The organism is Pirellulales bacterium (assembly GCA_019694435.1).
Taxonomy (GTDB): Bacteria; Planctomycetota; Planctomycetia; order Pirellulales; family JAEUIK01; genus JAIBBZ01.
In genome coordinates, this window is the sequence record JAIBBZ010000014.1 from 31,462 (window position 1) to 50,216 (window position 18,755).

The window sequence follows — 18,755 nt, forward strand, 5'->3', positions numbered from 1 at the left end:
GCCGGCGCAGAGCCGATGGATGATTGAAGCCATGGATAAGGACAAGCGGTTTCTTAACTTCATTCTGCTGGCCATGGCGCTGGTGTTGCTGAACAGCTACATCTTCAACTGGCTCGAAGGGCCCAAACCGAAGCCCGAGGCGGCCAAGCAGGCAGAAGCCAAACTGGACGCCGCGGAAAAGCCAGCGGAGGGCGCCGCACAGGGCGAAAACGCAGCCGACGCCACTGCGCCAGCCGCTGCCGACGCGCCCCCGACGGGCGCAGCCGCTCCGCCGGCGACGGCCCCCACCGAAGCGCCGGCCAAGGTGGAAGATGCCGGAGCACCCTCGGACCAGCCACCGCAGCCGACTAGGCTGCTCACGCTGGGCTCGGTCGGCCCCGACGACAAATATGGGCTGCTCGTGACTGTCAGCAGCACCGGAGCCGCGGTCCAGCGGATCGAGGTCGCGCACGATTACTTCAACACGGAGATTCGCTCGGGCTACCTCGGCCAACTTGAATTGCAGGACACCGACGGTACGGGGGCCCAGGTCCGCGTCGTCGGAACGGGGACGCCGGCCGCACTGGCCGGCGTGCAAGCGGGCGATGTGATCACCGCGATCGGCGCGACCAAGGTTTCAGGGGCCCGGGGCGTCGAAGTCGCTTTGGCCGAGACGCGCCCCAACCAGACCGTCGCGCTGACCGTGCGCCGGGGCGACGCCGAGTTGCAGGTGAGCGCCAAGCTGACGCGTTATCCCATGGAAGTGGTCAAACCGGAGGCGGGCCCGGCCGACCTGTTGCCCTATCGATCGCTCGAGTTGATGCTCGAGCAAGTCGACGACCGGAAGCGGCCGGTCGCCACGGCCGAGGCCGGCACGCCGCCGCCGATTGACGTTGCCGAGTTGCCCGACGTGCAACTGCGGCACGTGAACTGGGAAGTCGTCGCGAGCGACCCCAAGCACGTGGCGTTTCGCCGAGCCCTGCCGGCTTTGGGTGTGGAGATCATCAAACATTTTCGCCTGGAACAGATCGGCCAGGGCGACGGGCCGGCACCGGGCTATGACCTGACGCTCGAAGTCGAATTGCGCAACACGGGCGAATCCGCGCACAAGGTTGCCTACTCGCTCGACGGCCCCACGGGCCTGCCGATCGAAGGGGCGTGGTATGCGACCAAGGTCGGCAAGCCGTACGCGGCTTCGAAAGGCATTGGCGACCATTTCTCGGCGATCGGGCTGCGCGACGTGGTCGTCGGTCTGCGTGAGGGTCGGTTCACCAAGTATGGCATCGTGCGCACGCTCGACATCGCCAACGGCAACCTCGATCCGCCGTGGTCGGGCACGCCGCTGGAATTCCTGGGAGTCGATGCGCAGTACTTCGCTGCAGTGCTTTTCCCGCTGCGCGCCGGCGATGCGGCCGACTGGATCCAGAGCTCGCAACCGATTCGCACCGGCTCGCTGCCGGTCGACCCGAAGAAGAAAAACCTGACCGACGTTTCGGTTCGCGTGACGAGTAATCCCATCGAACTGGCCGCAGGCGGGTCGGCGGCTCATCGCTACCGGCTGTTTGCCGGCCCCAAGCAGCCGAGCGTGCTGGCCGACTACGGCATCGAGCGGCTCGTCTATTACGGCTGGTACCAGGCCGTGTCGGTGGTGCTGGTCAAGGTGTTGCACTTCTTTCACGACTATGTCGTGTTCAATTCTGGTCTGGCGATCATCCTGCTGACGGTCATGGTCCGGTCGGCGCTGTTTCCGCTCAGCCGTCGCCAGGCGCTGAACATGCAAAAGATGCAGACGCTGCAGCCAGAAATCAAACGTCTGCAAGAGCGTTTCAAGAACCAGCCGGAACAGTTGATGAAGGCCCAACGCGAGTTGTTCGCCCGGGCCAAGTACAACCCGTTCTCCGGCTGCTTGCCGATGCTGATCCAGATCCCGATCTTCCTGGGTCTGTATCGTGCGCTGGCCGTCAACGTCGAACTGCGCGACGCACCGCTGATCTCACACGCCGTGTACTGGGCCTCGAATCTCGCGGCCCCGGACAAGCTCTACGACTGGAGCTCGTGGATGCCCGCCATGGTGCAGGGCTTCTTGGGCCCCTACCTGAACGTCTTGCCGATCGTCACCATTGGCCTGTTTCTGTGGCAGCAGAAGATGTTCATGCCGCCGGCGACTGACGAGCAGACGCGCATGCAACAGCAGGTGATGAAGTACATGATGGTCTTTATGGGCCTGATGTTCTTCAAGGTGCCCAGCGGACTGTGCCTGTACTTCATTGCGTCGAGCACTTGGGGCATCCTCGAACGCAAGCTGCTGCCCAAGGTGACTCCGACTGCCTCCCCGGCCGGCACCACGACGGAACTGCCGCCGGCACGGCCCGTCAGCGAAAACGGCAGCGACGGCGCGCGTCGCGGCAAGAAGAAGAGCAAGCGGTAACACCGGCATACCTGCCGCGCGCCGATCGACATGGCCTACCAGCTCGGCGATACGATTGCCGCGATCGCCAGCGCCCCCGGCGGCGCTGCACGGGCGATCGTGCGCTTGAGCGGGCCTGCAGCCACGTCGGTCTGCGCCAGCTTGTTTTCGGGCAGCTTCGAGCAGTGTGAATCGTCAGCCCGGGTCATTGCCAGCTCGCTGCGCGTCGACGGCCTCGGGGCCGAGGTGCCCGCGATGCTGTACGTCTGGCCGAATTCGCGCAGCGCCACGCGCGAGCCGCTCGTCGAAGTGCACCTGCCCGGTTCACCCCCTGTGGCGCAGGCCGTACTGCAAATGCTCTGTCGCGCCGGCGCTCGACCGGCAGCACCGGGTGAGTTCACTCTGCGCGCATTTCTTGGCGGCCGGATCGACCTCACGCAGGCCGAGGCCGTGCTGGGCGTGATTGAGGCCGAGGACGACGCGCAGCTCGCCGCGGCACTGGCCCAACTGGCCGGGGGCCTGGCTGCGCCTCTGAGCGAAATTCGCATGGGACTGCTCGAGCTGTTGGCGGAATTGGAAGCCGCACTCGACTTTGCCGACGAGGCCATAGAATTCATTCCCCGCCAGCAACTCATCGATCGCCTCGCGCAATGCGGCTCTCGGCTTGCCGCGCTGCGTGAGCAATTGGCCGGCCGGTTCGACGCGGTCGACTGGCCTCGCGCCGTTTTGACCGGCATGCCCAACGTCGGCAAGAGCCGGTTGTTCAATGCCCTCGCCGGTCGCGATGCGGCCATCGTCGCGGATCAGGCGGGGACGACTCGCGATTATCTCACCGCACAGGTCGTCTGCGGCGACAATATCGTCGAACTGATCGACACGGCCGGTCTCGAAACGACCGAGGAAACGGTCGCTGCGACCGCACAACGGCATGCCGAGGCACAGGCCCTGCAGGCCCGCGTCGTGCTGTTTTGCCTCGATGCTTCGCGGCCCCTGATCCCTTGGGAACAGGAACAACTCTCTCGGCCCGATCCTCGCAGGCTGGTGGTGTTCACGCGCTGCGATCTGCCGCGACGCGGCGATCGGGTGCCTGGCGCCTACGTCACCAGCGCGGTCACAGGCGAGGGCCTCGCCGCATTGAAACAGGCCATCGCCGAGCGGCTCGGCGCGGTGCAGCCACGAGCCGCGGTGGCGACGACCGCCGCGCGTTGCCGATCAAGTCTCGAAGCGGCGATCGCGGCGCTCGACCGGGCTCGCGATCTGGCCGCCGGCGAAGGGAACGAAGAGTTGATCGCCGCGGAGATCCGCGTTGCCCTGGCCGAGGTCGCCAGCATGGTCGGCGCCGTGTATACCGATGACATTCTCGACCGGATCTTCAGCCGGTTTTGTATCGGCAAGTAAGGAACGTCGGCCATGCCTGGCAATCGCGTGATGGTCGTCGGCTCGGTCAACACCGACCTGGTGATTCGTGGCCGGCGATTGCCGCGGCCGGGAGAGACGATTCTCGGCGGCTCCTTCTACCAGGCCGCCGGCGGCAAAGGCGCCAACCAGGCCGTGGGTGCGGCGCGCGCGGCGGTGCAACCGGTGACCTTTCTCGCCGCGGTGGGCGACGACGACTTCGGAAGCACGGCGCTGGCCGGGTTCCGCCGCGAGAACCTGGACACCGCGGCGATCCGCGTGGTCGCCGGCGCCGCGACGGGCGTCGCGCTGATTCTGGTCGACGAGCACGGGCAGAACATGATCTCGGTCGCGTCGGGAGCAAACCTGGCCCTCGCGCCGGCCGATGTCGACGCGCTGCCCGCAACGAGCTTCGACGCGTGCCGTGTCTTGCTGGCGTCGTTGGAGGTGCCCTTGGAAACTGTCGCGGCGGCGATTAGGCGTGGCCGCACTGCTGGGCTGATGGTGGTCGTGAACCCCGCGCCGGCGGCGCTGCCAATTGCCGAGCCGGAGTTGCTCCACGCGATCGACGTGCTGACCCCAAATTGCGGTGAGGCTGCGGCGCTGGCCGGATTGCCGGTGCCTGAAGGTGACGATCTGGCCGTCGCACGGGCGGCCGCCGAGCGACTGCACCGCCGCGGCGCCCGGCAGGTCGTCGTCACCCTCGGGCGATTGGGCGTGTTGGTCTACGACGGTCAGGCGTTGCATCTACCGGCGCCCGAGGTCAGGGCCATCGATGCCACCGCGGCCGGCGACGCGTTCAACGGCGCGCTGGCCGTGGCCTTGTCCGAGGGCGCAGAACTTGTTGCTGCGGCCCGTTGGGCCTGCCGCGCGGCGGCCATCTCCGTGACCCGGGCTGGTGCGCAGCCATCGCTGCCCACTCGGATCGAAATCGAAGCGTTTTCGGGCACGTAGAGCGAAGTGTCCCCCCTTGGTGGCTGGTGTCGGCGGAGACCAGCTATAATCGCCAGTTCCAAGCCCGGGGGGAGTTACGCCGGCACAGGCCGGCACGAGTCGTCCGAGGAGGTAATCCTAATGCCGAGATGTCGGGCGCTATCCAAGTGGCCAGCGATCATGGTCGCCGCGCTGCTGATGGACGGGGCGATCTCCAGACCGGCACGGGCCGATGCGCTGGTAATCCTGCCTGGAGACTTTCAACTGGTGGGCACGGCCGCGCGGCAGCGTTTGGTCGTCGCTCATCAAATCGTGGTCGAGAGTTCCGGCCAACCGTCGTGCACGGGCGAAGTCACCGAAGGGGTCGAGCTCTTTTCCAGCGACCCGGCCGTGGTGCGCATCGAAGGGCTCGACGCCGTGCCCGTGGCCAATGGCGTCGCCAGCCTGACTGCCAGGCACGGCGACGAATCGGCCACGGTCTCGGTGACGGTCAGCGGCTGCGAGCGCCCTTGGCAATGGAGCTTTCGCAATCACGTGCAGTCGGCACTGACCAAGTCCGGCTGCAGCATGGGTGCCTGTCACGGGGCCCAGCACGGCAAGAACGGCTTCAAGCTCAGCCTGCGCGGCTACGACGCCCAGCACGATTTCGACACCCTGGTGCGCGAGGCGCGGGGGCGGCGAATCGTTCCGGCCGACCCGGCGCGGAGCATGCTGCTGACCAAGCCGACCGGCGCCATTCCGCACGGCGGCGGGCTGCGGTTCGGCGTCGATTCGCATGATTACCGCGTGTTGAGCGAGTGGATCGCGTCGGGCACACCGGGCCCGCGCGACGAGGATCCGCGAATCGCGCGGGTCGAGGTCTCGCCTTCGCAGTCGATCCTGAAGCCCGGCATGCGACAGCAACTGCTCGTGACGGCCCATTTCAGCGATGGCCATTCGGAAGACGTGACCCGGTGGGTGAAGTTCACCGCCAGCGACGTCGGCGTCGCGCCGGTCGACGAGCAGGGCCAGGTCTCGATCGCCGGCCCGGGGGAATGCACCGTTTCGATCTGGTATCTGAGCCTGGTGACGTTCGCCACGGTCACGGTGCCCTATGAACACTCCGCGACGCCCGAGTCGCTGGCCACGGCCACGGGGCGCAACTTCATCGACACGCGGGTACTCGAAAAGCTCGCTGCCCTGCGGATTCCTGCGTCGCCGCGAGCCACGGACGAAGAGTTCCTCAGGCGGGCCTTCATCGACACGATCGGCGTGTTGCCGACGGCGCAAGACACGCGCGATTTCCTGGCCGATACGAGCCCGGACAAGCGCGATCGATTGATCGACGCGCTGTTGGCGCGGCCCGAGTTCGTCGATTACTGGACCTACAAGTGGTCGGACCTACTACTCGTCAATTCGGAGAAGCTGCCGGCGCCGGCGATGTGGGCCTACAGCAGTTGGATTCGCAACCAGGTGGCCGCCAACACGCCCTGGGACAAATTGGTCCGCGAGCTGCTGACGGCCAGCGGCAGCACGCTGGAAAACGGCGCCACCAACTTCTTCGTGCTCCACGAAGATCCCACGGCGCTGTCGGAGAACATCTGCCAGGCGTTCCTGGGTATGTCGATCGGCTGCGCCAAGTGCCATAACCATCCGCTGGAAAAATGGACCAACGATCAATATTTCGCGATGGCGAACCTGCTCGCCCGGGTGCGCACCAAGAACGGCCCCGGCGAGGGCAATCGCATCGTGTTCAGCGATACGTCGGGCGACCTGGTGCAGCCGAGCACCGGCAAGGCCCAGCCGCCGACGCCGCTCGACGGCACGTCGCTCGCGCTGGACGACCGGAACGATCGTCGCGAGCATCTGGCCGCTTGGCTGTGCTCGCCTGAGAATCCCTATTTCACCCGGGCCGTCGTCAACCGCGTGTGGGCCAATTTCATGAAAGTGGGCCTGGTCGAGTCGGTAGACGACCTGCGCAAGACCAATCCGGCGAGCAACGAGCCGCTGCTGGCGGCGCTCGCACAGCACCTGATCGACCAGCATTACGACCTGCGGGCCCTGATGCGCGCGATCCTGCAATCCGAGACCTATCAGCGGAGCAGCGCGAGCCTGCCGGAAAACGCGGCCGACCAGCGCTACTATTCGCGGTATTATCCGCGGCGGCTGATGGCCGAGGTGCTGCTCGACGCGTTTGCCCAGGTGTTGGGCGCGCCGTCGCAGTTTCCGGGCTACCCGGCGGATTGGCGCGCGATTCAGTTGCCCGACTCGAACGTGGCTTCGTACTTCCTCAAGACGTTCGGCCGACCGGACCGGGTGATCACGTGCGAATGCGAGCGCACGGCCGAGCCGAGCATGGTTCAGGCCCTGCACATGACCAATGGCGACGCGATCAATCAGAAGTTGCGCACCGCGGGCAATCGCATCGAACAACTCCTGGCGGCCCACACGCCGGACGAGCAACTGATCGAGGAAGCGTTTCTGGCCGCGCTCGCGCGGCGTCCCAGCGATGAGGAGCGGGGCCGACTGTTGGAGATCTTCGCGGCCACGCCCGACGCAGAGCGGCGCGCGGCGGTCGAAGACCTGTACTGGGGCCTGCTCAGCAGTAAAGAGTTCTTGTTCAACCACTAGGCGGCGGAGCGCGGCATGTTGCCAGGGCAAGACTTGAACGGCATCCGGCGCGGCCTGCTGTGGGTGCTGCTGGTGCATTGCACGACCAGCGTGGCCGCGGAGGCCAGAGCACCCGAGTATGCCGAGGCGGTAGCGCCGCTGTTGCGCAAGTACTGCGTCGGCTGCCACGGGGGCGACGAACCGGAAAGCGCGCTGTCGCTCGAGAGCTATGCCGCGCTGATCAAGGGTGGAAAACGCGGCGCCGCAGTGATCGCCGGGCGCGACGACCTCAGCCGGCTGTTGCTGACGGTCGAAGGCCAGACCGAGCCGCGGATGCCCCCGGCCGATAACGAAGCCCCGACGGCGGAAGAAATTGCCGTGCTGCGGGCATGGATCGTGGCCGGCGCGAAGGGGCCCGAGGGCGCCGAGCCCGACCCCACGCAACTGCTCGTGCCGCATGTTGCCCCGCAGGTGGCACCTCGGCTGGCGATCACGGCCCTGGCCTGGTCGGCGCAGCAAAAGCTGATTGCCGTCGGCGGCTACCGCGAAGTGCGGCTGCTGTCGGCCGAAGACCGGTCCCTGGTGCGCACCATCACGGGGCTCCGCGGCGAAGTCAACGGTGTCAGCTTCTCGGCCGATGGCCAATTGCTCGCGGTCGCTTCGGGCGAGCCTGGCCTGGTCGGAGAGGCCACGCTCTGGCAGCCGGCCGACGGGACACTGGTGCGCAAGATCGAAGGTCACCGCGACACGCTCTACGCAGCGGTCCTTTCGCCCGACGGCAAGCTGCTGGCCACTTCCAGCTATGACCAGAAGATTCGCCTGTGGGACACCGCCAACGGCACCGAGCTGCGTGTGCTCGACGGCCACAACGGCGCCGTGTTCGACATTGCGTTCAGCCCCGACGGCCGGTTGCTGGCCAGCGCGAGCGGAGATCGCACGGTCAAACTGTGGAACGTCGGCGACGGAACGCGGCTCGATACGTTCGGCCAGCCGACCAAGGAGCAACTGACCGTGGCCTTCAGTCCCGACGGCCGGATGTTGGCCGGCGCCGGGGCCGACAACCGGATCCGGCTGTGGCGCCTGAGCGAGACGGCGGCCGAAGGCACCAATCCACTCGTCGTCACGCGTTTTGCGCACGAAGGCGCGATCCTCGATCTGGCGTTTTCGCCCGACGGCAGCCGCCTGGCCACGGCCGCCGACGATCGCACGGTCAAACTGTGGCAGTCGTCGCCGCTGGTCGAACGGCATGCCCTCGAGCAACAGTCCGATTGGCCCCAGGCGCTCGCCTTTGGACCCGACGGGAAACAACTGGCCATCGGCCGGCTCGACGGCTCGTTGACGCTCGTCGACGTCGAGACTGCGGAAACCGTCAAGCCGATGAAGCCGGATCTGGCGACGGCCGAGCCGCGCGGATTGCAGCGCACGGCCGGCGGCCGCATTCGGCTGACGGGCAAGCACCTGGTGGAAATCGAGCAGCTCGAGTTTGAACCGGCCGGACCCGTCGCGCGGCTCGCGGCCGACCAGCCAGCCACGGCCAGCGAGCTGTGGATCGACGTGAACGTGCCGGCCGAAGCGCCGCTGGGGAGCTACTCCTTGCGGCTCGTCAACCCCGGGGGACGAAGCAACGCGGTCCGACTCGAACTGGACGACCTCGTGCAGGCCCAAGAGGCCGAGCCCAATGGCGCCCCCGACGCGGGCACCGTTGTCACCCTGCCGGCCAGCGTTTGGGGAGTGCTCGACCGCCAGGGCGACGTCGATCACATCCGCTTCGAGGCGGCCGCCGGCCAAACGCTAGTCTTCGATTTGCGCAGCCGCAGCTTGGGCCTGAAGCTCGACGGCGTACTCACGCTGCTGGACGAGGCCGGTCACGTGCTGGCCAGCAATAACAATTTCGACAACGAAGACGATCCGGTGCTCAGCTACACGTTTACCCAAGCCGGTGTGTATGCCATTCGCGTCGGCGACCAAGTGCTGGCCGGTTCGGCCGAGCACGTCTATCGGCTGTCGCTCGGCGAGCTGCCGTTGGTAACGGGCTGTTATCCGCCGAGCATTCCGGCCGGTGCGACCACCGCAGTGACGCTGGTGGGCTATAACCTGCCCGCCGATGCGCAAGTGGCCGTCGCAGCCGGCAACGAAACGGAGGTCGCCGTGCCGGTCGACGGCAACCGGTTTCGCCGCCGGCGCGATTTGAAGGTGGCCGTCGACACGTTGCCGCAAACGCGCGAGGCGGAACCCAACGATGCCGCCGACACGGCCACGACCATGAGCGTGCCGGGAGTGGCGGTCGGCCAAATCGCCGGCCAGGATCGGGCCGATGCAGACCTGTTCCGCTTCGAGGCCCGAGTCGGCCAGCGCTGGATCATCGAGACCGACGCGGCACGTCGCGGCTCGCCGATCGACACCAAGCTCGAAGTCCTCGATGCCGCGGGCCAGCCGGTCCCGAGGATGCTGCTCCAGGCAACGCGGGACTCGTACGTGACCTTCCGCGGCATCAACTCGTCGATCAACGACGTGCGCTTGGTGAACTGGGAAGAGATGGAACTCAACGAGTTCCTCTACCTGCAAGGCGAGGTGTGCCGGCTGTTCCGCCTGCCCCAGGGCCCCGACTCAGGGTTCTTGCTATACGCCAAGAACGGCGCGCGGATCGGTTATTTCGATACGAGCCCCACGACGCATGCCGTCGACGAGCCGGCCTATATCGTCGCGCCGCTCCCCCTGGGCACGACGATCGTGCCGAACGGACTGCCGGTATTCACGCTGCACTACGCCAACGACGACGACGGCAATCGCCGCTTGGGCAGCGACTCGCAAATTGCTTTTACCGCGCCGGCCGACGGCCAGTACCTGGTCCGCGTGACCGACGTGCGGGCCCTGGGCGACGCGCGGTTCGTGTATCGCTTGATCGTGCGCCCGCCGCAGCCCGATTTCGCGCTGCAAGTCGGCGGGACCAGTCCCCAGGTGCGTGCCGGCAGCGGCCGCAGCATTCCGCTCGCGCTCGACCGGATCGACGGTTTCGACGGCAGCGTGCGTGTAGACTTCTCGGGCGCGCCCGCCGGCTTCCACCTGACCTCGCCGATCGTGATCGAGGCCGGCCACAGCCAGGCGTTTGCCACGATCTGGGCCGACGCCGAGGCGCCCAAGCCGGCCGCGGACGCGACGGCGCAAATCACCGCGACCGCCGAGATCGAAGGACGCACCGTGACGAAGTCGATCGGCACGCTGGGCGCGATCGGCCTCGATGCGCCCGGCAAGCTCATCGTGCGGCTCGAGCCGGCCGAGGTCACGATTCGCCCCGGCACGACCGTCACGGCGCAGCTCAAAGTCGAGCGGCGCGGCATCGACGGTCCGATTTCGTTCGCCGTCGAGAACCTGCCGCACGGCGTGTACGTCGACAACATCGGATTGAATGGCGTGTTGATTCCCGAGGGTCAGAGCGAGCGACAGATCTTCTTGACGGCGCGCCCCTGGGTGCCGGCCACAAGCCGCACGTTCCACGCGTTGGCCACTTCGGCCGGCTCCGAGGTTTCGCCGGCCATCGTCTTGCACGTACACCGCGACGACGCCGTGGCCCGTGCCGACGGCGATTAGTTCCCTCGAGCGAATGGCGATGAAGCGACGAACGCTGGGCGAATTCCCCACGACCCGCATGCGGCGGTTACGTACCAACCCCGCGCTACGAGCGCTGGCGCGCGAATCGCGCCTCGACCCCGGCCAGATGATTCTGCCGCTGTTCGTGCGGCCGGGCACCAGGCTGCGACAGCCGATCTCGTCGATGCCGGGCCATGCCCAGTTGTCCGTCGACGAGGCCGCAATCGAAGCCGCCGAGGCGGCGAAGCTCGGGCTGGGCGGGGTGATCCTGTTTGGGATTCCCAGCGCGAAGGATGCCCAAGGCACCGGGGCATTGGTCGACGACGGCATCGTGCCGCAGGCGATTCGCGCGATCAAGCAGGCGGCGCCCACGCTGCTTGTGGTCACCGACGTCTGCTGCTGCGAATACACCGACCACGGGCACTGCGGCGTGCTCGAACATCGCCACGGCCGGGTCGATGTCGACAACGACGCCACGCTCGAGCTGCTCGGCCGGCAGGCGGTTTGTCATGCGGCGGCCGGCGCCGACCTGGTGGCTCCGAGCGGGATGATGGACGGCATGGTCGGCGCCATTCGCGGAGCCCTCGATCGAGCCGGTCACGCGCAAGTGCCGATCCTGAGCTACGCGGCCAAGTACGCTAGCGCGTTTTACGGTCCGTTTCGCGAGGCGGCCGAAAGCGCGCCGCAAGCGGGCGACCGGCGCGGCTATCAAATGGACCCCGCGGCCGCCGCCGAGCAGGCCGTGCGCGAAGTCGAGCTCGATCTGGCCGAAGGCGCCGACTTGATCATGGTCAAGCCGGCGCTGGCCTATCTCGACATCCTACGCCTGGTGCACGAGAAGTTTCCTGGCGTACCCTTGGCCGCATACAACGTCTCGGGCGAGTTCAGCATGGTCAAGGCGGCCGCGGCCCAAGGGTGGATCGACGAACGCGCCGTCGCCCTGGAAATCCTCACGGCCATTCGCCGGGCCGGCGCCAACATCGTGCTCACCTACTGGGCCAAGGACGTCGCACGCTGGCTGGCATGATTCGCGCGGTGCCGCGCCTCTCAGCGGGCCGATGCAGCGGTCGTTGGGCCCCTCGCCAACCGCTAGAATGTCGCCTTCCGCACCGGTTGCTCAAAGTTTCGCCCCCGAATCGCACCCTGCTCATGACGCATTTCGCTCCGCTAAGCCACGCCGCGTTCGAGCGCGCGCGGCGCCTGATCCCCGGTGGCGTAAACAGCCCGGCCCGCGCTTTTGGCGGCGTGGGGGGCGAGCCGCTGTTCATCGATCGAGCCGCAGGCGCCTACCTTTGGGACCTCGAGGGCCGGCGCTACATCGACTACATCGGCTCCTGGGGCCCGATGATTCTGGGGCATGCCCATCCTCGCGTGACTGCGGCCCTGACCGCGGCGATCGCGCGCGGGACCAGCTACGGCGCGCCGACCGAGGCCGAGAGCCGGCTCGCCGAGTTGATCGTCGCGTCGGTCCCGAGCGTCGAGATGGTCCGGCTGGTGAATTCCGGCACCGAAGCGACGATGAGTGCGATTCGCCTCGCGCGCGGTTTCACTGGGCGCGACGTGATCGTCAAATTCGCCGGCAACTACCATGGCCACGTCGACAGCCTGCTGGTCGCGGCAGGCAGCGCCGCGGCCACACTCGGAGTGCCCAATTCGCCCGGCGTTACGGCGGGCACCGTGCAGGACACGCTGGTGCTCGAATTCAACGACGTCGCGGGGCTCGATGCGGCCTTTGCCGCGCATGGCCCTCGGATCGCCGGAGTGATCTTCGAGCCAGTCGTGGGAAATATGGGACTGGTCGCGCCCGAGCCGGAATTCCTCCGGGCCTTGCGCGAGCTGACGCGGCGCGCCGGCGCGTTGCTCATTTGCGACGAGGTCATGACGGGCTTTCGCCTGGCACTGGGCGGGGCCCAAGCGCGGTTCGGTATCGAGCCCGATCTGACCACGCTGGGCAAGATCATCGGCGGCGGCTTGCCGGTGGGGGCCTACGGCGGACGGGCCGAGATCATGCAGCACGTGTTGCCGGCCGGGCGCGTGTTCCAGGCGGGAACGCTCAGCGGCAATCCCTTGGCCACGGCGGCCGGCATCGCCACGCTGGAGGAGCTGCGCGAACATCCGCCTTACGAACGACTCGAGCTGCTCGCCGCACGGCTCGCCACGGGTCTGGACGAGGCTGCCACGCGCGCCGGCGTGCCGCACTGCGTCCAACGCGTGGGCAGCATGCTGACGCTGTTCTTCCATCCCGGCCCGGTGCGCCATTGGAGCGACGCGGCCCAGGCGCGCACCGACCTGTTCGCGCAGTATTTCTGGGGGCTGATCGAGCGCGGCGTGTACATGCCGTGCAGCCAATACGAAGCACTGTTCGTCTCGGCGGCCCACTCCGATGCCGATCTGGCCGCGACGCTCGCCGCGGCGAGCGAGGTGCTCGCCGGGCTGCCGCGGTAGTCGCCGCGGCTAGTCGGCCGACAATTCCTTGAGCGCCGCGATGACTTCCTCGTCGTGGCCGTCGACGCTGACTTTTTTCCATACCTTGGCGACCTTGCCCTCGGCATCGATCAAGAACGTCGAGCGTTGGATGCCCATCGACTTCTTGCCGTACATGTTCTTTTCGCGCCAGGCACCGTACTTTTCGGCCACCGCGTGTTCGGGGTCGGCCAGCAGCGGGAAGTTCAGCTCGAACTTGTCGCGGAATTTCACATGGCTGGCGACCGAATCGGGGCTGACGCCGAGGACTTGGGCTCCCAGCTTGGTGAGGACCGTCTTGCGGTCGCGAAAGGCACACGCCTCGCGGGTGCAGCCGGGAGTGTCGTCCTTCGGATAGAAGTACAGCACCACCGGCTTGCCACGCAGGTTGGAGAGCTTCACTTTCGCACCGTCGTCTGCCTGCAGGGTGAAATCGGGGGCCTTCTTGCCGGCCTCAATCCAGTCAGCCATCGGGAGTTACCTCGGAAGCAATACCTGGGGAGATCAGGGCTGTCGGCGGATTATAGACCGCGGTCACGCCCCGCCCAGCAGGCGGCGGCAGCCTCCGGCCCCGTCGCCGCCAGACGTTACATTTCCGCTTGGCCCAGCTACAATTTGGATGTTGGCACCTTGGCCCTTTCGGGCGACCCCGCCGGAAAGAGTGAGGGCCCCTGGCAGTCCGGGAGGTGGACCGATTAGCCGAGCGATTGTCGCCAAGCGAGAAGCCGCAGATGGAATGAAGCTGGCCCTCGCCGCAGCCCGTGTGGCCGTGGAAAACCGTGGCCGTGACGCCGTGGTGCTCGACCTGCGATCTCAGACGTCGCTGTTCGACTTTTTCGTGATTGTGACCGGGACCAGCGGTCGCCAATTGCACGCGATGAGCGAAGAAATCGACCGCGTGCTGTCCGAGGAGTTCGGCCAGCGGCGATTGAGCCTCGAGGGCTATCAATCGGGCGGTTGGATTCTGATGGATTACGGCGACGTCGTCGTGCACCTGTTCGAGGGTGAAACGCGCAGCTACTACGATCTCGAGCAGCTCTGGGCCGGCGCCTCGCGCGTGCCGCTGCCGGCCGAGATCACCGCCGCAGGTACCGCGTAGTCCGCCCCCGTTGGGACCGGTGCCGGCGCGGCCCCTTGGGGCCGCGTAACCTCGCGTGTTTTCAGGGGTTTTGCCGCCCTTGATCCCCCCGCGGCAGACCGGTACATTGTTGGATTCCCATACTGCTCCTGGGGTGTCGTGGGGCCCTTGTTTTGTTGCGCCTCGCGACCGTACCCCGGTCGAGTGCCGGCAGCCAGCGGAAATGAACATGAAAACCAAGACTTATATGGCCAAGCCCGCCGACGTGAAGCCGAATTGGTACGTCGTCGATGCGACCGACCGGGTCGTGGGCCGGCTGGCCTCGGACATTGCCATGGTGCTGATGGGCAAGCACCGTCCCACTTATACGCCCCATGTCGACACCGGCGATTTCGTCATCGTGACGAACGCCGAGAAGGTCGCGTTTTCCGGCAAGAAGTGGGACCAGAAGCGCTACACCTGGTACACGTACTATCCGGGTCTGCGCAGCGAATCGGCGGGCCATCGCCTGGCCAGGCGTCCGGAATTGATTCTCCAAGAGGCCGTCCGACGGATGCTGCCCAAGAACAAGCTAGCCCGCAAGATGCTCACCAAGCTGAAGATCTATGCCGGCGGCGAGCACCCGCACCAGGCCCAAAATCCGCAGCCGGTCGAGTTGGGGAACAAGCAGCGGCGCACGCAGCGTATCTGACAATAGAACTGTATTTGACAACAGAACCTGCGGCGCAGCCGAGCAGCCCGCACCGATGCCCGAGGTTTGTCGCCGTCCTGAATTGGCTCATTTTCCCTGCACCCGTCGAAAGTTGACCGATGTCGATCGTTCCTGAAGTGGCCCCGACACCTGCGCAGCCCAAATTGACCAAGACTGGCGAGGCCCTCGGCACGGGGCGCCGCAAGACGGCCGTGGCCCGGGTGCGCATTCGCAAGGGCAACGGCCAGATCACGATCAACGGCCGGCCGCTCGACGAGTACTTCGATTCGCTGCGCGACCGCCAGGACGTGCTGGCCTGCCTGCAGGCGACCGAGCATGAGCAGAAGGTCGACGTGGTGGTGCGCGTGCAGGGCGGTGGGCCAACGGGTCAGGCCGGTGCCATCAAGCTGGGCATCGCTCGCGCGATGAAGAATTTCGACCCGATGAGCGAGCCGGTACTGCGGCAAGAACACCTGCTGACGCGCGACGGCCGTATGAAGGAACGCAAGAAGTACGGTCTGCGTGGTGCCCGCCGCGGCACGCAGTTCTCGAAGCGTTAAGCCGCGTCACCGCTTGCCTGCCCCGCGAATGCGCGGCGGTATTCTGCTCCAGCCTGCGCCTGGCTGCGCCCAGGGACGCGTTCAACCGGGCAGCAGTTCGGCGATCGGAGTCCCTTCGCTGAGCTTGATGGGCCGCTGCGCCGGCGAGACGATTTCGCGCTGCCGATCGATCCCCAAGGCGGCAAACAACGTGGCGTGCAAGTCGGCCATCGAATGGGGGTCTGCAACCTGCTTGCTTCCCTCGGGGTCGGTCTCGCCGATCGCGAGTCCGGCGCGCAAACCGCCGCCGGCCACGAGCGCCGTGAATCCGTGCGGCCAGTGATCGCGGCCGCCGAGGGCGTTGACCTTGGGCGTGCGACCGAACTCGCCTGCGCAAACGACCAGCGTTCGCTCGAGAGCGCCGCGCGCAGCTAGGTCGGCCAGCAGGCCTGCGAGCGCGGGATCAAGTTGTTCTGCCAGCTCGCGATGAATTTCGTGATTGTTCGCATGGCTGTCCCAGCCGCCCAGCGTCACTTCGACGCATCGCACGCCGGCCTCGACGAGTCGTCGTGCCGCGAGGCAGCCGCGCCCCAACGGAGTTTCGCCGTAGAGTTGTTGCGTCTCGCGTGGCTCATCCGCCAGATCGAAGGCCGCCAATTGAGGTGAAGCCATCAGCGTCTTGGCGGCCGCAGTGGCAGCCTGGGTGGCCAGCGGCTCGATCACTCCGGCGCGGCCCTGGGCAAATTGGCGCTCGGCGAACTCGAGGGCCGCAAATCGCCGGGCAACGCGGGGCTCGCCCACGAAAGGCCGCACGTCGGGCACGCCATCGCGCGGGTCACCCATCTTGAATGCATCGTACTGGGCTCCCAGGTAACCTCCACGAGCCGGCCATGAGGCCGGGAGGATCGACACATGACGCGGAATCTCCGTACCGTCGGCCGGTAACTGATGGCAGCAAATCGCGCCGATCGAAGGATGCACGGTCACGGGATCAGGCAGATAGCCGGTCTTGGCGACATACGTCGCCCGTTCGTGATCGCCTTCTTTGCCGACCAGCGACCGGACCACGGCGACCGCGTGCATCTGTTCGGCAAGCCGCTCGTAGCCCGCGGCCAGGCGGACGCCCGCGGCGCGCGTGTCGATGGCCTTCGTGCCGGCGGCGATGTGTGTCCCGGGATGTGGATCGAAGGTCTCGAGCTGGCTGGGTCCGCCTTGCAACCACACAAGGATGACCGCATCGGCGGCCGCGGCGCGCGGCGCATCGGCCGCGTCCTGGCTGGCGAGCGCCTGTGCAACGCGCTCCAGCCAGGCCGAGCCGAACGAGCCGGCGGCCGCGCCGAGCCACCGCCGCCGCGACACCGACGCGAAATCGCTAGAAGCAATTGGCGCTGACATCGGCCACCCCCTCAGTGTTGGCACAAGAACTCGGTCGAGTTGAACAACCCTACAAACAGGTCGCCGAGCACTTCTTCGCGGGTGTTGCCAGCGCGTTGGCTGAGCATCTCGACGCCGAAGGCCGATTCCTCGGGCGTCGGTCGCCGCGACAAGACGGTCAGATAGACGATCTCGATCGCACGGCGATCGTCCGGCGCAAGCAAGGCCACGCGCGATACGGCGTTCAATGGGTCGCTCTTGGTCTTTTCCTGGACCTGTTTGCCGTTGAGTAAGAGCAACCGTTGCGGAATCGTCTGCGGCCGAAAGGCCAACTCGTCTTCGCCGTCATCGCCAAACCGCTGGGTGAACTCCTGCAGGCCGACGAGCCGCGCGAATTGAATCACCAACGGCGAATCACCATCGAGGGTGCGCAGCGAGCCGGCTTGCAGCAGGGCGCCGGCCACCTGCTCGGCACGTAGCGGCGTCACCGGAAAGGCCGCACCGGCCGCGACGAGCGCCGGCAAATCGTCGCCGATCGAGGCCACGCGACTGTCAAGCTGATAAACCCGTGTCGCGGCAATGACGCGGATCAAACGTTTGAAGTCGAAGCCGTGGTCGCGGAAATCGTTCGCCAGGATTTCAAGCGTCTCGGGCACGGCGGCCGAGTCGTTCACGGGCAGGTCGTCGACTGGCTCGATTAGCGCCTGACCGAACATCCAGGCCCAGACGCGATTGACCGTGGCCCTGGCAAAGGCGCGGTTGTCGCGATGCGTTAACCAGGCGGCCAGGCGCTCGCGCCGTCGGCCCGTCTCGGGCTCCAGCTCCGGGGCAAACGGCACGCGCGGCACGATGGCCACTGATTCGCCGCGAGCGCGATCGTCGTATCGATACTGGCCCCGCTGGTCGCGGATGCCGGAGAAACTGGTGGTCTGCGTAATGCCGAAGTATGCGGCCAACGCATGAAAGTCGCGTTGCTTCCACGGAGCAAAGGGATGGTCGTGGCATTGGGCGCAATCGATCCGCACTCCCAGAAATGCCCTGGCCACGCGGCTCGCCAACACGGTTTCGTCGAGATCGTTCCCCTGGTCCTGGCGGATCGCGACCGTCACGAAATTCGTCGCCGGCCGATCGGTCCACAAGCCTTCGGTGGCAATCACTTCGCGGACCAGCACGTCGTACGGCTGGCCTGCACGCAATTGATCGCTCAGCCAGGCCACGAATCGTCGCCGGCGATAGACAAAAAAGGGCCCCTGCTCGACGCCGACCATCATCCGGGCCAGGCGCTCGGCCAGGTAGTCGTCGACGCGCCGATCGGACAGCAGCGTTGCGACCATCGCGGGCTTGCGTTGTTCCGCCGGCAGCGCCTCGAACCGGCGGATCTCTTCGAGTGCCGGCACCGTGCCGGCCAGCGCGAGCGACAATCGCCGGGCAAAGGTGAGAGGATCGATCTGGGCCACGGGCTCGACGCCCGCCGCGTGCCAGGCGCGCTCGAAGGCGGCATCGACGGCCGCGGCGCTGGTGCGCACGTCCTCGGTCCACACTGTTGCGGGGCCATTGCTCTCGGTCGCCGGCGAGCTTTGTGCCACCAGATCCGTCATCCGTGGCGGCGGCAATGCGATCGTACGCACGAGCAGGATCGCGCCGGCGGCGATGAGCAGCGCAAAGGCCAAATCTCGCTTACCCATGGCCGCCATTCTACCGTCGCGTCGCGCGGAGTTG

The 18,755-nt window shown here is 66.7% G+C and carries 13 protein-coding genes; 10 read left to right on the forward strand and 3 right to left on the reverse strand.

Annotation, left to right across the window (positions count from 1 at the left end):
- Nucleotides 1–19: 19 nt before the first annotated feature.
- From K1X74_12320 to hemL, 7 genes are all read left to right on the forward strand, one after another.
- Nucleotides 20–2,407: a YidC/Oxa1 family insertase periplasmic-domain containing protein gene (locus tag K1X74_12320; protein ID MBX7167106.1), complete on the forward strand. Its 2,388-nt coding sequence runs from the start codon at nt 20–22 to the stop codon at nt 2,405–2,407.
- A 30-nt stretch (nt 2,408–2,437) separates the two neighbouring features.
- A complete protein-coding gene (locus K1X74_12325; protein ID MBX7167107.1) occupies nt 2,438–3,784 on the forward strand; it encodes a 50S ribosome-binding GTPase in 1,347 nt (448 codons plus the stop codon).
- A gap of 12 nt (nt 3,785–3,796) precedes the next feature.
- Nucleotides 3,797–4,735, forward strand: coding sequence for a ribokinase (rbsK, locus tag K1X74_12330; GenBank protein MBX7167108.1), 939 nt, complete (start codon nt 3,797–3,799; stop codon nt 4,733–4,735).
- Nucleotides 4,736–4,855: 120 nt separating this feature from the next.
- Nucleotides 4,856–7,324, forward strand: coding sequence for a DUF1549 and DUF1553 domain-containing protein (locus K1X74_12335; protein MBX7167109.1), 2,469 nt, complete (start codon nt 4,856–4,858; stop codon nt 7,322–7,324).
- Between the two features lie 15 nt (nt 7,325–7,339).
- Nucleotides 7,340–10,891, forward strand: a complete 3,552-nt coding sequence (locus K1X74_12340) for a pre-peptidase C-terminal domain-containing protein (protein MBX7167110.1) — start codon at nt 7,340–7,342, stop codon at nt 10,889–10,891.
- A gap of 13 nt (nt 10,892–10,904) precedes the next feature.
- Complete coding sequence (gene hemB, locus K1X74_12345; GenBank protein MBX7167111.1) at nt 10,905–11,918, forward strand: porphobilinogen synthase; 1,014 nt, start codon at nt 10,905–10,907, stop codon at nt 11,916–11,918.
- A 122-nt stretch (nt 11,919–12,040) separates the two neighbouring features.
- Nucleotides 12,041–13,336 carry a glutamate-1-semialdehyde 2,1-aminomutase gene (gene hemL, locus K1X74_12350; GenBank protein MBX7167112.1) on the forward strand — a complete coding sequence of 432 codons (1,296 nt, stop codon included), beginning with the start codon at nt 12,041–12,043 and terminating at the stop codon, nt 13,334–13,336.
- 9 nt (nt 13,337–13,345) lie between these two features.
- Here hemL and bcp read toward each other — a convergent pair whose 3' ends face one another.
- Entirely contained in the window at nt 13,346–13,825 is a 480-nt protein-coding gene (gene bcp / locus K1X74_12355) for a thioredoxin-dependent thiol peroxidase (GenBank protein MBX7167113.1), read from the reverse strand.
- A gap of 265 nt (nt 13,826–14,090) precedes the next feature.
- Between bcp and rsfS the strand changes: the two genes are divergently transcribed.
- From rsfS to rpsI, 3 genes are all read left to right on the forward strand, one after another.
- Nucleotides 14,091–14,453, forward strand: a complete 363-nt coding sequence (gene rsfS / locus K1X74_12360; protein MBX7167114.1) for a ribosome silencing factor — start codon at nt 14,091–14,093, stop codon at nt 14,451–14,453.
- Between the two features lie 208 nt (nt 14,454–14,661).
- Nucleotides 14,662–15,123, forward strand: a complete 462-nt coding sequence (gene rplM, locus K1X74_12365; GenBank protein ID MBX7167115.1) for a 50S ribosomal protein L13 — start codon at nt 14,662–14,664, stop codon at nt 15,121–15,123.
- 119 nt (nt 15,124–15,242) lie between these two features.
- The gene (rpsI, locus tag K1X74_12370) at nt 15,243–15,683 is read left to right on the forward strand and encodes a 30S ribosomal protein S9 (protein MBX7167116.1); all 441 of its coding nucleotides are present in this window, start codon (nt 15,243–15,245) and stop codon (nt 15,681–15,683) included.
- Nucleotides 15,684–15,764: 81 nt separating this feature from the next.
- On the opposite strand, the gene K1X74_12375 is transcribed toward rpsI, so the two are convergent.
- Nucleotides 15,765–17,057, reverse strand: coding sequence for a DUF1501 domain-containing protein (locus tag K1X74_12375; protein ID MBX7167117.1), 1,293 nt, complete (start codon nt 17,055–17,057; stop codon nt 15,765–15,767).
- 11 nt (nt 17,058–17,068) lie between these two features.
- A complete protein-coding gene (locus K1X74_12380; protein MBX7167118.1) occupies nt 17,069–18,721 on the reverse strand; it encodes a DUF1549 and DUF1553 domain-containing protein in 1,653 nt (550 codons plus the stop codon).
- Nucleotides 18,722–18,755: the final 34 nt, after the last annotated feature.

Excerpts from the sequence above, each read along its gene's own strand:
- K1X74_12320 (MBX7167106.1), top strand. The coding sequence starts at position 20 with ATGATTGAAGCCATGGATAAGGACAAGCGGTTTCTTAACTTCATTCTG.
- K1X74_12325 (MBX7167107.1), top strand. The coding sequence starts at position 2,438 with ATGGCCTACCAGCTCGGCGATACGATTGCCGCGATCGCCAGCGCCCCC.
- rbsK (MBX7167108.1), top strand. The coding sequence starts at position 3,797 with ATGCCTGGCAATCGCGTGATGGTCGTCGGCTCGGTCAACACCGACCTG.
- K1X74_12335 (MBX7167109.1), top strand. The coding sequence starts at position 4,856 with ATGCCGAGATGTCGGGCGCTATCCAAGTGGCCAGCGATCATGGTCGCC.
- K1X74_12340 (MBX7167110.1), top strand. The coding sequence starts at position 7,340 with ATGTTGCCAGGGCAAGACTTGAACGGCATCCGGCGCGGCCTGCTGTGG.
- hemB (MBX7167111.1), top strand. The coding sequence starts at position 10,905 with ATGGCGATGAAGCGACGAACGCTGGGCGAATTCCCCACGACCCGCATG.
- hemL (MBX7167112.1), top strand. The coding sequence starts at position 12,041 with ATGACGCATTTCGCTCCGCTAAGCCACGCCGCGTTCGAGCGCGCGCGG.
- bcp (MBX7167113.1), bottom strand. The coding sequence starts at position 13,825 with ATGGCTGACTGGATTGAGGCCGGCAAGAAGGCCCCCGATTTCACCCTG.
- rsfS (MBX7167114.1), top strand. The coding sequence starts at position 14,091 with ATGAAGCTGGCCCTCGCCGCAGCCCGTGTGGCCGTGGAAAACCGTGGC.
- rplM (MBX7167115.1), top strand. The coding sequence starts at position 14,662 with ATGAAAACCAAGACTTATATGGCCAAGCCCGCCGACGTGAAGCCGAAT.
- rpsI (MBX7167116.1), top strand. The coding sequence starts at position 15,243 with ATGTCGATCGTTCCTGAAGTGGCCCCGACACCTGCGCAGCCCAAATTG.
- K1X74_12375 (MBX7167117.1), bottom strand. The coding sequence starts at position 17,057 with ATGTCAGCGCCAATTGCTTCTAGCGATTTCGCGTCGGTGTCGCGGCGG.
- K1X74_12380 (MBX7167118.1), bottom strand. The coding sequence starts at position 18,721 with ATGGGTAAGCGAGATTTGGCCTTTGCGCTGCTCATCGCCGCCGGCGCG.